This is a genomic window from Pontibacter sp. HJ8 (assembly GCF_054824225.1).
In genome coordinates, this window is the sequence record NZ_JSYF01000250.1 from 1 (window position 1) to 15409 (window position 15409).

Sequence of the window (15409 nt, forward strand, 5' to 3'; positions counted from 1 at the left end):
GTGTTGTCTTGACTTTTTTGCCTACTTTTTGTGTCAAGACAAAAAGTAGGTCCCCGCCGGACAGGCGAAACTATGAAACAAGACTGGTAGCAAGCTGGATAAAGCTCCAGCTACAAAGCAGGATTAGGTATAACAGGTATAGGTATAGCACAGCGCGATGCCGAAGGACGATGCCCCGCGGCTTAGAGCGCTCCAAAGTCAACTATAACACTAGAAGTATTAAGACTTAGGAATAAGGGCAGCTACGCCAGCAAAGGCTCTATAACAGCAGGTATAGCCTTTAGCTCAATATACCTGCAGCAAGCAAAACATATCCCTTAATTCCGCATACGCTCCAGCTTCGCAGAGTTCAGAATAGTAATCTTACTGCCTTTTGTATCGACCAAGTTTTCTTCTTTGAAATCAGCAAGCGTACGGATTACGGTCTCTTTGGAAGCCCCCACAATACTGGCCAGGTCTTCGCGCGAAATGGAAACTTCCGACTTGTAATTCGGGTCCTGCTTGTACTGCTTCTCTACGAGTAACAGCGCTTCTGCCACGCGCTTGCGCACCGAGTTGTAAGCCAGCTTCAATAGCCGCTCCTCCCGGTCAGCCAGGTTGTCGGATAGTATTTTGATGAATTTGCTCGCCACATCGCGGTTCTGGTAAAGCAGCGTAAAAAAGTCTTCTTTCGGGATAATGTATACCTCCGATTCTTCCAGCGTCATAGCAGACTCCCGGTAAGCTTTTTCTTCCAGCAGGTCCAGGTAGCCGATGAAGTCACCGTCTTTGTACAGGTTGGTGATGTACTCCCGGCCGTCCTCATTTGCCTTGTAGGTCTTTATTTTACCCTTGTTGAGGAAGTACAGGTTGTTGGGGTGGTTGCCCTCGGAGAAGAGGTGTTGCTTCTTTTTGAACGTGGTGACCTTGCGGTTATTGGAGATAAGCTTGTTGAGTTCTTCGTACCCTTTCGCCTCCTGTATGAAGTTATCAATTCCCTGCACGTTTTTCTGAAACTCCTTTTTCAGGATCTCATTCTTCTTCAGGCGCATTTCCACCACATCCAGCAGCTCCACGTCGTCAAAAGGCTTGATCAGGTAATCATCGGCTCCCAGGTTCATCCCTTTCCGGAAATCCTCTTTTTCTGATTTGGCTGTCAGAAAAATAAAAGGAATGCTGGAGGTAACCGAATTTTTGCTCAGCATGTGCAGCACACCGTAGCCATCCAGTTGGGGCATCATGATATCACAGATGATCAGGTCGGGCATTTCTTTTTTGGCCAGGTCCACCCCCACTTTCCCGTTTTCGGCTTCCACTACTTCATAATTGGCCAGCGAAAGTATCTCGGCTGTATTTTCGCGGATCTCGTGGTTGTCTTCTATCAGTAATATTTTTTTCATAATCAGGCTGTTTGCGGAATTGTGATGGTGAACGTGGTCCCTTTTCCCAGCTCGCTTTGATAGGCCAGGGTGCCATCCATGATTTCTACGTATTTTTTTACAATATTTAGTCCCAGACCAGTTCCCTGGATGTTGGTCACGTTCTGTGCCCTGAAAAAAGGCGTGAACAGGTGCACCTGGTCTGCCTCCGGTATACCGATGCCCTCATCTTTCACCACGATCCGGACAGAGCACATGGTGACTTCTGTCGTAAACCAGATGGTTTTGCCCTCGCCGGAATATTTACTTCCGTTGGACAGCAGGTTGATCAGAATGTTCTTGAGCAACTGCTTGTCCAGGTTCACGTTCGTTTCATCGCCCAGGTGCTGGTATACAATGCGCTGCCCCTCCTGCAGAAAGCCCTGCATTTCATCGACTGTGTCCGCTGCAAAGGTATACATATCAAAGGTCGTCGGCACATTGTAGATCTTGCCCTCCTCCATGCGGCTGATGGACAGAAAATCGTTCAGGATATTGTTCAGGTTATTGACCGCCGATTTGATGCGATTGACGTGTTTTAACCGCTTGTCATCTTCTTCGGCCGATTTATACTTGGTGATCAGCGAAGCAGACGAAAGAACGGTACTAAGTGGTGTCCGGAACTCATGCGAGGCTATGGTGACGAACCGTGACTTCAGCTCATGCAGTTCCTTTTCCTTCTGCAAAGCTTTCTTTATTTCCAGCTGCGCTCTCTTGAGTGTTTTATTGGTCTGCTCCAGTTCCCGGTTAGCCGCTGCCAGTTCCTGCGTGCGTGCTTCCACGCGCTGCTCCAGTTCCGTATTGAGCTTCTGTATCTCGGCCAGGCTTTTGGCATGCTCGATGCTGTAGCGGATGGACCGCTCCAGGTCGTAAGGATCAAATGTACCCTTGACCAGGTAGTCCTGTGCACCGGCCCGCATGGCCCGCTCGTCTGTCTCACGGTCACTCTGGCCGGTGAGCAGGATAAAGGGAGCCGTAATTCCTTCGCTTTCGGCCTTGGTAATCAGTTCCAGCCCATCGTGCGCCCCCAGCCTGAAATCCACCAGGTATACATTGTGGCGGCGCTCCCGGATAACCTCCACCGCCTGGTTGAATGATGGCGCCCACTCCAGCACATAGTTACGCCCCGGAATATCGTCAATGATATCACGGGTAATGATGAAGTCGTCCTCATCATCATCTATCAGCAAAACCCGAATCTTATCTGGCATAGGTGAGTTTGGGAGTTTAGAAGTTAGAGAGTTATTGAGTGTGTAGTTCTGAGTCACGAGTTCTGAGTCGCGAGTTGGATTTCAGGTGCATTAAATTTATGGAATGACAACTCAACTGAAGGTAAATTATCAATTAAATAGTTATCGTTCACAACTTTTAACTCAAGACTCAGAATTCAGAACTCGCGACTCTCATTCACGGTTTTGGTAGCTCCACTATCTCGAACCAGTACTTGCTCAGGGTTTTCATGACGTCGACCAGGGAGCTGAACGAGACAGGCTTTGTGATGAACGAGCTGACACCCAGGTTGTAGGTCCTCAGAATATCTTCTTCGGCTTTGGAGGTGGTCAGCACGACAACCGGGAGTACCCGCAGGTGGTCATCGGCTTTTATCTCTTTCAATGCCTCGCGCCCATCCTTTTTCGGCATGTTGAGGTCGAGCAGGATCAGGCCCGGTGTCGGGTATTTTTCTTTGTCGGCAAAGTTGCCCCGGTTGTGCAGGTAGTCCATCAGCTCTTCGCCATTTTCCACGAACTGCACTGCGTTGGTAAGTCTGCTTTCATCCAGTGCCTCTTTTATCAGCATGCGGTCTTCGGCATCATCGTCGGCAATCAGGATGATGATAGGTCTTTTAGAATTCATATCTAGTATATTTCTTCCGGAAGATGTTGTGTTGCTAAAGTCACGACAAAATGCGTTCCTTCACCGGGTTTACTATGCGCGGAGATGTCGCCCCCGTGGCGTATGGCAATTTTGCGGCAGATGGCCAGTCCTATACCTGAACCCTCGTACTTCTGCCCCTCCAGTCGCTGGAAAATGTTAAAGATCCGGTCCAGGTACTTCTCATCGAAGCCGATGCCGTTGTCCTCCACATGGATCTGCACCAGCTCATCGCCCGGTGTTCCGACCATATGCGCTTTGAGCTGAACATTGGTGCTGTATACCTTGATAACGGGCGTCTCCCCTTCCTTCCGGAATTTAATGGCATTGCTGATCAGGTTCTGGAACAGCTGCCGCATCTGCGTCGGCTCTGCCTGTATCACCGGCAAAGGGGACGTTTCTATACTTGCACCCGATTTTTCGATCGCAATTTCCAGGTCCGACAAGACCTCGCTGAGTATCTGGTCCAGGTTCACCTTCACAAAAGGCTTTGACCGGGACGTTACCCTCGAAAAAGTGAGCAGATCGTTGATCAGGTTCTGCATGCGCGAGGCAGCATTCAGCATACGGTCTACATAGTCCTTGCCCTGCTCACTCAGGTGCTCGTACTCTTTCATTTTCAAGCGGTCGCCAAAGGCCTGAATCTTGCGCAGCGGCTCCTGCAGGTCGTGCGAGGACACATAGGCAAAGTCCTGCAATTCGCGGTTACTGCGCTCCAGGTCGGCAGCATACCTGCGCAGGCGCTCTTCGCTCACTTTCTGCCGCGTAATGTCATGGATGAATCCGGTGTATACCTTGCGGTCAGACAGGTATACCTCGCTGATGCTCAGGTAGAGCGGGAAAATGGTGCCGTCCTTTTTCAATCCCGACACTTCCCTGCCGATGCCGATGATGCGCTTCTCGCCGGTATCGTGGTAGTGGTGCATGTAGTTGTCGTGCAGGCTGCGATCCGGCTCGGGCATGAGCATGTTGATCTTTCTCCCCTTCAGCTCTTCTTCCGAATAGCCGAACAGCCGGCAGGCCGACGGATTGACCATCTCGATCACACCCGACGTGTCGATGGTGATGATGCCGTCCACAGCCGTTTGAATGATGGAATTGATCCGGCTTTCGCTTTCGCGTAAGGCAGTCTCGGTTTTTTTCAGATCGGAAATATCGTGTATAATACCGGTGAAGATCTGCTTGTCCTGCAGCTTCACCTCGCTTATGCTCAGCAGAAAAGGAAAAACGGTGCCGTCCTTTTTCTTCCCCAGCACTTCGCGCCCCTTTCCGATGATCTGACCCACTCCGGTGCGGTGATAGTTCTCCAGGTAAGAGTCGTGCAGGCTGTGATCCGGCTCAGGCATGAGCATGCTCACATTCTTCCCGATGATCTCCTCCGGCTTATACCCGAAAATATGCGCAGCGGCCGGGTTAACGGTTTCTATATTACCCCGGTTATCAATGGTGATGATGCCATCGATAACGGTTTCTATAATAGCTTTTAAGCGGGATTCGCTTTCTATATTCTGTTCTGTGAGAATTTTATTCTTTTCTTCCAAGCTAAAGAGTTTTTCTTAAAGATAATCACTCCAACACAATTCCCAAATTAATGGCCAATGCTTTTGGAGAGGCCACCAAGGAGAGACATTGTGTTTTTGAAGATCAGGATGCTTATACGACTGTATAAACGAAAAGGCAGGATCGGCAGCCCGTACAGCTACTTCCCTAGAAGTTTAAGGTGCAGGAGGCTGGGGCGCCTGGGCAGTTAATGCAGGCGAAGTTTTCATTGTAAAATTGCTTCTTCCACTTTCCTGCTTGCGTGCAGGCAATACCCGCTCACAGTCGCTGGTCTGTTCAGGCAGGCACTGATGGACAGGGGAGCTGTGCAGGTATAGTAGGTTCAGCGTATGCTGCGACCTTAGTCTTTCAGCACTTCTTCGGATTGGTTTTTGATGAAGTATTTACCGGTTTTGATGTCGTCTACCAGGCTTTGGATGGTCTTATCCCGGAACACCTGAAGCAGGCGGTCGCGGTAAGCCTTTATTTCGTCGTGGAGCGGGCAAGGGTGTTTGTCAGAACACTGCTTCATACCCATGCCGCACTTTTTGAAAGCTTCCAGGCCATCAATGATCCGCACCACTTCCAACAGGTTGATCTCATTGGCGGGCCGGTGCAGAAAAAATCCACCGTTAGGTCCTTTCACTGAAGCAATCACTCCCTTCCGTACCATGTCCTGCAGGATTTTGCCCATAAAGTGAGCGGGCAGCTCCAGTTCATTGGCGATCTCTTTTATACCGACACGCTTGCCTTCTGCGTCTGCCATCGCAATGTATACAATGGATCGTAGGGCATATTCTGTTGTTTTCGAAAGCATAACCTTGTCTTTAAATCTCCTTTTGCTCCGGAGTACAAATTTATCAGGTATTTCCCATTAATCGCAGTCCTTCTTCGGTTATCATGTCGGGGCTCCACGGCGGCAGCCACACCAGTTCTACCTCAACATTGAGGTTCGGAAAGCGTTTGTCCAGCATTTGCCGGGCAGCCGTGGTAATGGTTCCGCTCATCGGGCAACCCGGTGTAGTCAGCGTCAGGTCTACCTGCAGCTTCTCCTCTTCTTCCATCAGACTGACTTTATACACTAACCCCAGATCCACGATGTTGATTCCGATCTCGGGATCAATGATGTATTTGAGCGCTTCATACGCTTCGTTAACGATTTCTTCTTCCTGCGTTTTCATAAGTTTATAAAGTTCTGAGCTTTATTGAGTTCTGAGTCCCGAGTTCTGAGTCTTGAGTTAATTCACTTTTTCTGTCACTTTTTCATACCCAAATGGCTTCAGGTCTTTTACCTTGTGTAGCAGCACCTTGAACACGTTGCCAGCGTAAAGCCCGGCCGCCAGAGTCAGCAGCATGGCACCAGCCAGTATAACAATTGGCATCGCCAGCAGCACACCTGCCAGCAATGCCAACAACCCTACCAGGTAGGTGATATTTTGCCAGCGCAGCAGCGCCACGCTATACAGGTCCTTGGGCAGCGGCGTCTTATACCTGCCTACATGGTCTTCGTAGCTGTGCATCCAGACAATAAAAGGGAGCGTTTTGAACGTCTGACCCAGTATGAGCGCCGACACAAACCCAAAGAATACCGACAGGCCATACACCAGGTATAGCGCTGACAACAGCCGCTGCGGAATGTCCAGCTGCAGCGTCACCAGGAACACCAGCACGATTGGTAACAGCAGCAGGGCCAGGGCCACAAAGGATTGTTTCATCCCCAGGTCCAGGTCATGGCGTTTGCCGAGGCACCTGGCCTGGTACAGAAAGTAGAGGAAACTGGCTATACCTCCCACTACCAGCGCGGCATACAGGGCCGCAAAACCGGAATGTAGAAACAGGTGATCCGCAGCAAACAACACCAGCCCGGCGTTGATCAGGAAGTAAGCTGCGTTCAGACTTTTGGTGTTTTCAGGATGCGCCAGCAGGAACATCGGGATCAGCTTGGAGCCAACGCCTATGATGAGCAACAGAAACCAGCCGACCATACCCAGGTGCGCGTGCAACTGCAGGTAATGCACGTGGTCCTGCGGCAGGAAGGCAAACTGGAAATTGAGCGCCATCAGCAATCCCATCAGGCCGGTAGCCAGCAGCCAAACCGTAGAGGTAACGATAAAGTCCGCTTCGATGCCCCACTTAGGAGCCTGCCGGGCAGTTTGCACTACGTTGTAACTGAAGAGCAGAAAGGAAATGAATAGCAGGCAGGCAGCCAGGTGCAGCAGAGTGCCAATCCAGAAATTCCAGAAAGAAATGGCCAGCAGTATCGTTCCGACCGCTAACAGCAGGAAAGCCGCAGCACCCAGCTTCTCACTGTACAGCCTGACTTCCAGCACCACCGGCAATAACTGGTAGAGTGAACCGAAAATGATCATGGTTGCCCAGCCCAATGCCGCCACGTGGGTGAGGGTGAGCAGCTTGGGGTGAAAGTAATGCCCGCCAAAAGCATCGGTAGAAAAAACCAGCAACAGGCACAGCACTACAAACGACACTGCCGCAAACGCATAGTGCGGTAGCACGACCCATCTGGCAGGCGAATTGGAAATAGTTGCAGCGCTCATAGGTATTGATTGTTAATTGCTGGTTGTTGGTTGTTGATCGTGGAAAATTCGCTGTTTCGGATTTGTAATCCGCATTTTTGCCAGTTGCTTCAGCCTTTGCTATGCGGATTACAAATCCGCGGGTAGTATTACTTCCGGATTGCTAATCCGGAAGAGCGCAGAGGTGGACTATTATACAAGGGAATTCCCCTCTTGGGAGGGGCAGGGGTGGGTTAATCGTTCCCTAAACTCCCTTCCTATTTGTAAAATTCCTTATTCCCCCAGCCAATCGAAATGACGAAGATCATTTAAATTGACAGCATTAACCCAGAATTGGGCCTACCTATAAATCAATAGATACACCTCGTTCGGACCTACTTCCTTTATACTTACCTTAAATCCCCTTTCAGCCAGTTGCGGCAGCAGAAACTGCGGCACTTTGCAGTGGAGCACATGCAATGCCTCCTCTTCGGGCAACGTCTCCAGGGCGCTCAAGATAGCGACCATCGGTCGCGGCATTTCCATTTGCCGGACATCCAGTTGCCTTGCCCTGTCGCTATACCTGGCCAGCACATCTTCAAAGTCAGGTTCACTGTCCTTTGCGTAGGCTTTCTTTTCTTCGCCGCGTTCTTTTTTGAAGTAGGTTTTCACCAGGTTCGGGCCGGGCGTCTCGGTATAGTATTCAAATCCCTTAGGTCGCAGCACTGCGATAAGCGGGATGGGTTCGAAGGTGTTGACAATGCACAGCACCTGCTCCTTCTCCAGCTTATTTACAGCATCCATGATCTGCCGGAAAGGGTCGTTGTTGGCGGCAATGGCAGCACGCACATCGAGCACCACCGTATTGGAGGAGGTCAGGTTAGCCATAAAGGCCGGTCTTTCAAGTATGTCCATTTCCATAGGTATAGAAGTTACACTTTTCGTTTCTTCATCAGCTGTGCTGAAGCCAAGTGGCTGCAGCTTTTCATAAAAATCCTCCACCCGGCAGTTGCCGATACGGGCGGCATCTGCTATCGTAACCCGGGAGGCCAGTATTTTGCGCAGCACCGGGTTCCGCAGCTTTTCAAAGTGGCGGTTAATCGACGCAATGGCATCGATTGCCGCCGGGTTGGCCTTGAGGATGGTCGATATTTTGGTAGTAGCCGCCAGTTGCATGATCAGTTTGCTTTCGCAGATTTTTCCCAGAAAGCAGGCTGGAACTCATCTACCGGGTTCTTCAGGTCGTGTTCCAGCAGCTTCCCGATATCTGCCAGTTCTTCCGGGTCGGACACTATCTGCAGGTATGGAAACAGCTCCCGTTCTTCCCAGCGGATGTGATCGGTCAGGTCCTGCTGGAGTGTCACCACCAGTGCGTTATTGACATTCGTTTGCTGGCCGATCAGGGCGACGATGGCGTGCAGTAACTGGTGCTCTTCGTGCAGACGGGCAGACATCAGATCGTCAGCCTGCAGCAGTCGTTTTACAATAACCTCCTCTTCCTGACAGTGCGCCTTGAGAACGGTGTCCCAGAAATACTGCACATACTTCTGGATAATCTCCATCGAAGTGCCGTTGGCCATACCCTGCTTCAGCTTCCAGCAGAATAGCAGACCGAAATGGTGCTCCCGGGAGAGCGGCACGAGGCTTTTATCGCGTTTGAGGGGTTTGGTAAGAGTTGTCATGGGAATGGTGGGCTTTGCCCGTTTGTTATTCTACAATAGTTGAGGCTTTCAGGAGAAGAGCGGGGAACGATTATCATCCCCCTGCCCCCTTCAAAGGGGGACTTTACTCCTCGATCATCACAGCACCTATTTAGAGCTAAATAAATCCTGTTAATTATTTCATCCTGAAATCCTTATTCAGACAAGCACTTCTTTTTCCAGCTCCAGCGCTTTGGGGAACAACACGTTGTTCTCGAGGTGGATGTGGCGGTGCAGGTCATTTTCAAACTCCTGCAGTTTCGAGAACATCACCTGGTACGTGGCGCAGGCGTCGGCCGGCAGGGTAAAGTCATTGGTGAGTTTGCGGATAGCCTCCAGTTCGCCGCCAGCTGATTCGTGTTCCATCTCCATCATGTTGATCGGGTGCTGGATGCTGCCGAATGCCGGTTTGTCCAGTTTGGTGCCATTCTTCTTCGCCTCTTCCAGTTGCTTGATGAAAGGGAAAAGCACCCGCTCTTCTTTTGGCATGTGGGATTCCAGCTCGTTGGCTACGTTCACAAAGTGCTTGGCCACTTCGATCACTTCCGGGTGACGGCCGCCGTGTACGCGCGCAACTTTGGTGGTGTATTCATAAAGTGCAGGTATAGCTTCGCGCACATAGGTATGGTGCATGTTCACAATGTAATCAGCCAGGAAAGCCAAATCCCATTTGTCGTACTCGTTGCCGCGGGAAGTTTCGGCCGTCTTCTCGGGGATGGCGTTCAGTTCCTGCTCCAGCAGTTCGGGGCTGATGCCTTTCTCTTCGCAGGCCTGCTTGAGGGATTTCTTGCCGTTGCAGCAGAAGTCAATGCCATATTTTTTGAACACCTGGGCTTTGCGGTAGTCTTTGGCTACGAGCTCTCCCACGGTCTCACCTTCCTCCGGTGTCAGTTTGGAGATCTTAACTTCCCAGATCTCAGGCCCCTGCAACAGGTACTCCCACTTGAATATATTGCCACGCTCGCCCAGCAGTTGGTAGTACAGCGGTTTGGGGTCGTGGTCGTTGTGAATAACGAAAGCTTCTCCTCCATTCAGGTTATCGAACCAGTTGAAGATGGTGGGGTGCTTCATGCGGGGTTCGAGTACGGTTACGTCTAATTTTTCTATGGTTTCCATGGTGTGGTTTTAAATAATTGACTAAGTTGTAAATGATCGCCGATGTAAAAGTAGGTACGAAACTTATCAAATAAAAGATATAAAGGTCTTTTTTTCTTAAATATTATTCTGATACATTTACAACACGATAACGCCTACCAGAACACCCCAATAACTTCTTCATAATCAACCAAAAACATAGAACAGACCCCTATGAAAAAAGGAAAAGCAAAAGCTGCCGGAATGGCCATCCCCCGCTTCTTTACCCTATCTGGCGAGAGCCCTTATGACCTTTATAGCTATGAAAAAAGGTCCTCCACTATCCGCGACCCTTCCGGAGCGATTGTGGCTGAGATAAAGGATGTGGAAGTGCCGGCAAACTGGTCGCAGATCGCTACCGATATACTGGCCCAGAAGTACCTGCGCAAGACGGGCGTGCCGCAGCCCGATGGCAGCACGGGCGCCGAAAAATCGGTGAAGCAAGTGGTGCACCGCCTGGCCGATTGCTGGAGAAGCTGGGGCGAAGGGCATGGCTATTTTAAGACGCCCGAAGACGCGCAGGCTTTTTACGACGAACTGGTCTACATGCTCCTCGGCCAGTACGCCGCGCCCAACTCACCGCAGTGGTTCAATACGGGCCTATACAACTCTTATAAACTAAAAGGCAAAGCACAGGGACACTATTATGTAGACCCTGAAACTGAGAATCTTCAGGAGTCGACCTCGGCTTACGAGCGGCCGCAGCCGCATGCCTGCTTCATACTGGCCGTAGACGATGACCTGGTGAACAAAGGCGGTATCATGGACCTGTGGGTGCAGGAAGCCCGCATTTTCAAGTACGGCTCGGGCGTGGGTACCAATTTCTCCAACATCCGGGGCAAGGACGAAGCATTGGGCGGTGGCGGTAGTTCCTCCGGTCTGATGTCTTTCCTGAAGATTGGCGACCGGGCAGCAGGCGCTATTAAATCTGGTGGCACGACGCGTCGCGCAGCCAAAATGGTGTGCCTCGATCTGGACCATCCGGAGATAGTAGAGTTCATCAACTGGAAAAAGGAAGAAGAGAAAAAAGTGGCGGCCCTGATTGCGGCGGGCTACTCGTCGGACTACAACGGCGAAGCTTACCAGACCGTCTCAGGACAAAACTCCAACAACTCGGTGCGGGTGCCGAACTCCTTTTTTAAAGCATTGAAAAACGATGAGCCCTGGCATCTCCACGCCCGCTCCACCGGCAAGGCGATGCAGTCTATACCTGCCCGTGCGCTTTGGGACCAGATAGCCGACGCCGCCTGGTCCTGCGCCGACCCGGGATTGCAGTTCGACACCACCATCAACGAGTGGCATACCTGTCCCGCCGAGGGGCCGATCCGCGCCTCGAACCCCTGCTCGGAGTACATGTTCCTCGACAACACGGCCTGCAACCTGGCTTCACTCAACCTGATTCGTTTCTTTGATGAAGCCACGCAGACCTTTGATGTAGCCGCCTACCGCCACGCCTGCCGCCTCTGGACTATAGTGCTGGAGATCTCGGTGCTGATGGCACAGTTTCCTTCCGAAGAAGTGGCCCAGCGCTCTTACGACTACCGCACCATCGGCCTCGGCTATGCCAACCTCGGCGCTTTGCTGATGGTGCAGGGCCTCGCCTACGACAGCGACGAAGCCCGCACGGTAGCCGCCGCGCTCACTGCGATCATGACGGGTACTTCCTATGCGACTTCTGCCGAGATGGCCGCCGAACTGGGTGCTTTTCCGAAGTATAAACTCAACGAGGCCGCCATGCTGCGCGTCATCCGCAACCACCGGGCGGCTGCGCACAACCAACACGAAACCTACGAAGGCCTGGCTATACCTGCCGTTCCGCTCGAACCCGCTCTTTGCCCCGATTACCTCCACCAAGCCGCTTGTGCTGCGTGGGACGAAGCCCTGGAACTGGGCCAAAAGTACGGCTACCGCAACGCACAGGCCACGGTCATCGCCCCGACGGGCACTATCGGTCTGCTGATGGACTGCGACACGACGGGCGTGGAGCCTGACTTTGCGCTGGTGAAGTATAAGAAGCTGGCAGGCGGCGGTTATTTCAAGATCATCAACCAGTCTATACCTGCCGCGCTGCGCAAACTGGGCTATACAGAAGCGGAGATCCTGGCCATTGTGAACTACGCCAAAGGCCACGCCACCTTCAAGGGTGCCCCGCATATTAACGAGGTTTCGCTGGCTGCTACCGGCTTCACGCCGGAGGAAATCCAACAGTTGGAAACGGGCCTGTTGACAGCCTATGATGTGGCCTCGCTGTTCAGTGTCTATAACCTGGGCGAGGCCACGCTGCAGCGGCTGGGCTTTGTGCCTGAGCTCTACAAGCTACCGGACTTCAATCTGCTCCGCGCCCTCGGCTATACCTATAAACAGATAGCAGAAGCCAGTGACTACATCTGCGGCACTATGACCGTGGAAGGCGCGCCCTACCTGCGCGAGGAACATTACCCGGTGTTCGACTGCGCCAACAAATGCGGGCACAAAGGCAAGCGCTTCATCAAGCCCGAAGGCCACATCCAGATGATGGCCGCCGTGCAGCCTTTCATTTCGGGGGCCATCTCCAAGACCATCAACCTGCCCAACGAGACCACCCGCGAAGAAGTGGCCCGTTGCTACCACCTGTCCTGGGAACTAGGGTTGAAGGCCTGCTCGATTTACCGCGACGGCAGCAAGCTCTCGCAGCCGCTCTCGTCGAGTAGCCAGAAGGCCGAAACCGACGAAGCGCCTGACAAGGAAGCGGCGCAGACCGACAACAGCATCAGTGCCGAACAGGTGTTGCAGGCGGCCAAGGCCATTCTGGAAGACGCTGCCAACGAGCCCTTCCGCAAGCAGCTGGCCCACATGGTAGAGCGCCGCAAACTGCCGGACAAGCGCAGCGGTTTCACCCAGAAAGCCAAGATTGACGGCCACACCGTGTACATCCGCACGGGCGAGTACCCGAACGGCGAGCTCGGCGAGGTGTTCATCGACATGTACAAGGAAGGCGCCTCGTTCCGCTCCATCCTCAACTGTTTCGCCATTTCGGTGTCGCTGGGGCTGCAGTATGGTGTGCCGCTTGAAGAGTTTGTGAACCGCTTTACCTTCACCCGTTTCGAGCCGGCCGGCCGTGTGGAGCACCCCAACATCAAGTCCGCCACCTCGGTCTTCGACTACCTCTTCCGCCTCCTCGGCTACGAGTACCTGAAGCGCGAAGACCTCGTGCATGTGCCGTCCGAAAAGAATCCGGAACCAGCCCCGCCCGTGGCTGCAGCTATACCTGCCGTCGCCAAGCCAGCGGCCCAGCCCGAGCCAACCACCGACGTGAAAGCCAACAGCTATACCTTGGTATCGCAGAGCCGCACCGTGCTGATGGAACAGACCCAGCAAGTGCTGGCCAGCATGATGGGCGACGCCCCCATCTGCAACGTCTGCGGCCACATCACCATCCGCTCGGGCACGTGCTACAAGTGCCTGAACTGTGGGAATAGTTTGGGGTGTAGTTGATTGAGTTCAGTGGAAATGAAACAGGAGCGTCTGGGTATAGGCGCTCCTGTTTTTTGGTTGGGGGCAGTAATTAGGTATTATAAATAAAAGGCTATATTAGATTCTTTTAATGCAGATTGTGTGTCTTAGGTAGGTTGCAAAGTAATTACTAAGCTTGGCAGAACTCTCTCACCTGAATGGCCAGCGTCCCTACAAATTTCACACAGCACTTGTCAATAATTTATAAATTTTAATATCGTGATAGCAGTAAGTCATCAATTCAAACAGGAGCCTTTTTACGAGCCAGATTGGAAGATAAAATTCCTTTTCTTAGGTACATTTAATCCAGCTGGCGGTGAAAAAGTAAATTATTACTACGGAAGAGGTAGAAATCAGACTTGGAAGTTGCTAAGTAAATTGTTTGAAATAGAATTCAACCCTAATAAACCAGAGCTGTTTTTTAAGACTATCCAAAAATATGGAATTGCTTGTATGGACATAATAGATGAAGTACACGCCGACAAAAGCAGATTATCTTGTATAAACGGTAAAGGATACAAGGATAGTAAAATCATAAATACTTCGGTCAAGAGAATTTACAATACTGAAAGAATCTGTAGAGTGATAGAATCAAATCCTGGTGTACAGGTTTTTACCACCTGGGGTGCAGGAGCCAAATTAAGAGAATGGAGAAGTGAGGTAGCTAACATTGCCAATACCCAAACTTTAGTGTCCCCGAGTATGGCAGCCAGAGTACCTAAAGGGGTTGTAAAATTTGATTATATGCTTTCAGACTGGCAAACCAAGATTAAAATATAAATAAATTTTAAAATTTCTTTATCACCAGTAAAGGTTATCTAACTCGATGTCGATTACATTAATCACTAAGTTTCTTAGGTAGAATGAAAAAACTTGTACACAATTCGATCTCTCTTTTGGATAACTCTTATTCTTTCATTAATGAATCAATAAGGTATTATAGAAGAACTAAGAAAGATAAAAGCAAATGGCCATTTGCAATTTTTCTGCTTATCCAAGGGCTAGAGTTATTAATGAAGCATGTTCTAAAACTTGAGCATCCAATTTTAATATATGAAAATGTAGATAAGCCAAAGAATACAGTCTCGATTTCACAGGCACTAGAGAGGCTGATTTCAATTACAAATATTAAAATTGATGATAAAGAGAAAAGATTAATAAATAAAGCCATTAATTATCGTAATCAAGTACTTCACTATGAACTGACTTATAACCATCACGAGCTAAAATCTAATTTCATTCAGCTGTTTGAATTTGTTCATTACTTTCACCAAAGGCACCTAGACAAAGATTTACATGAGTGCATTGAAAAAACGTTATGGGCAAGTGAAGCAGAATTGATGAATAACTTTAAGGAGAAGTTCGTCTTTTACAACAGCACAGAAGTACATAAATCAATTCCATTAAAAATCATTAATATTCAGAAGTATAACGGATTAAGATTAGCAGGAGAATATTATTTCCGCATTCCGTATGGGAAAGAGAAGTTTGAATGGTCTCAAAACCCTTGTCATGACTGTGGCTGCCTTAAAGGGCAGTATCATCTTGAACATTGTGATGTAGAAGAATGTCCATCCTGTGAGGGACAGTTTTTGTCATGTGGATGTGGCGAGGAAGAAGTATTTTATGTTCAAGTTGAAAATGTATAATATGGCCCGACATCACTTAAAAATTAGCTACACCAATTCAATGTCTAGTCTGTTAACAGTAAGAAAAAATCAGGAAAAGTATAAATGAATTATATATTTAGTGTCAATGGGCA

Annotated in this window: 13 protein-coding genes; 3 read left to right on the forward strand and 10 right to left on the reverse strand. The window is 50.2% G+C overall.

What is annotated here, in order from left to right:
- Positions 1–317: 317 nt before the first annotated feature.
- The 10 genes from OB13_RS11740 to ric all read right to left on the reverse strand — a co-directional run bounded on the left by OB13_RS11740 (position 318) and on the right by ric (position 10137).
- Positions 318–1379, reverse strand: coding sequence for a response regulator (locus OB13_RS11740; protein ID WP_461490356.1), 1062 nt, complete (start codon positions 1377–1379; stop codon positions 318–320).
- A 2-nt stretch (positions 1380–1381) separates the two neighbouring features.
- Positions 1382–2608, reverse strand: a complete 1227-nt coding sequence (locus OB13_RS11745) for a sensor histidine kinase (protein WP_461490357.1) — start codon at positions 2606–2608, stop codon at positions 1382–1384.
- Positions 2609–2804: 196 nt separating this feature from the next.
- Positions 2805–3251, reverse strand: a complete 447-nt coding sequence (locus OB13_RS11750; protein WP_461490358.1) for a response regulator — start codon at positions 3249–3251, stop codon at positions 2805–2807.
- Positions 3252–3253: 2 nt separating this feature from the next.
- On the reverse strand, positions 3254–4810 hold the full coding sequence (locus tag OB13_RS11755; RefSeq protein ID WP_461490359.1) for a sensor histidine kinase: 1557 nt from the start codon (positions 4808–4810) through the stop codon (positions 3254–3256).
- Positions 4811–5169: 359 nt separating this feature from the next.
- Positions 5170–5625 (reverse strand): RrF2 family transcriptional regulator, encoded by a 456-nt coding sequence (locus OB13_RS11760; RefSeq protein ID WP_461490360.1) that lies wholly within the window; start codon positions 5623–5625, stop codon positions 5170–5172.
- 43 nt (positions 5626–5668) lie between these two features.
- Complete coding sequence (locus OB13_RS11765) at positions 5669–5989, reverse strand: metal-sulfur cluster assembly factor (protein ID WP_461490361.1); 321 nt, start codon at positions 5987–5989, stop codon at positions 5669–5671.
- A gap of 57 nt (positions 5990–6046) precedes the next feature.
- The gene (locus tag OB13_RS11770) at positions 6047–7363 is read right to left on the reverse strand and encodes a cytochrome C oxidase subunit I (RefSeq protein WP_461490362.1); all 1317 of its coding nucleotides are present in this window, start codon (positions 7361–7363) and stop codon (positions 6047–6049) included.
- A gap of 318 nt (positions 7364–7681) precedes the next feature.
- Positions 7682–8497, reverse strand: a complete 816-nt coding sequence (locus OB13_RS11775) for a DUF2249 domain-containing protein (RefSeq protein ID WP_461490363.1) — start codon at positions 8495–8497, stop codon at positions 7682–7684.
- 2 nt (positions 8498–8499) lie between these two features.
- On the reverse strand, positions 8500–9003 hold the full coding sequence (locus tag OB13_RS11780; RefSeq protein WP_461490364.1) for a hemerythrin domain-containing protein: 504 nt from the start codon (positions 9001–9003) through the stop codon (positions 8500–8502).
- A 177-nt stretch (positions 9004–9180) separates the two neighbouring features.
- Positions 9181–10137, reverse strand: coding sequence for an iron-sulfur cluster repair di-iron protein (gene ric, locus OB13_RS11785; protein WP_461490365.1), 957 nt, complete (start codon positions 10135–10137; stop codon positions 9181–9183).
- A gap of 192 nt (positions 10138–10329) precedes the next feature.
- Here ric and OB13_RS11790 point away from each other — a divergent pair, with 192 nt between their 5' ends.
- From OB13_RS11790 to OB13_RS11800, 3 genes are all read left to right on the forward strand, one after another.
- Positions 10330–13629, forward strand: coding sequence for a vitamin B12-dependent ribonucleotide reductase (locus OB13_RS11790; RefSeq protein ID WP_461490366.1), 3300 nt, complete (start codon positions 10330–10332; stop codon positions 13627–13629).
- A 237-nt stretch (positions 13630–13866) separates the two neighbouring features.
- Positions 13867–14427: a uracil-DNA glycosylase family protein gene (locus OB13_RS11795; RefSeq protein WP_461490367.1), complete on the forward strand. Its 561-nt coding sequence runs from the start codon at positions 13867–13869 to the stop codon at positions 14425–14427.
- An 83-nt stretch (positions 14428–14510) separates the two neighbouring features.
- Positions 14511–15296, forward strand: a complete 786-nt coding sequence (locus OB13_RS11800) for a hypothetical protein (RefSeq protein ID WP_461490368.1) — start codon at positions 14511–14513, stop codon at positions 15294–15296.
- The last annotated feature ends 113 nt before the right edge of the window (positions 15297–15409 follow it).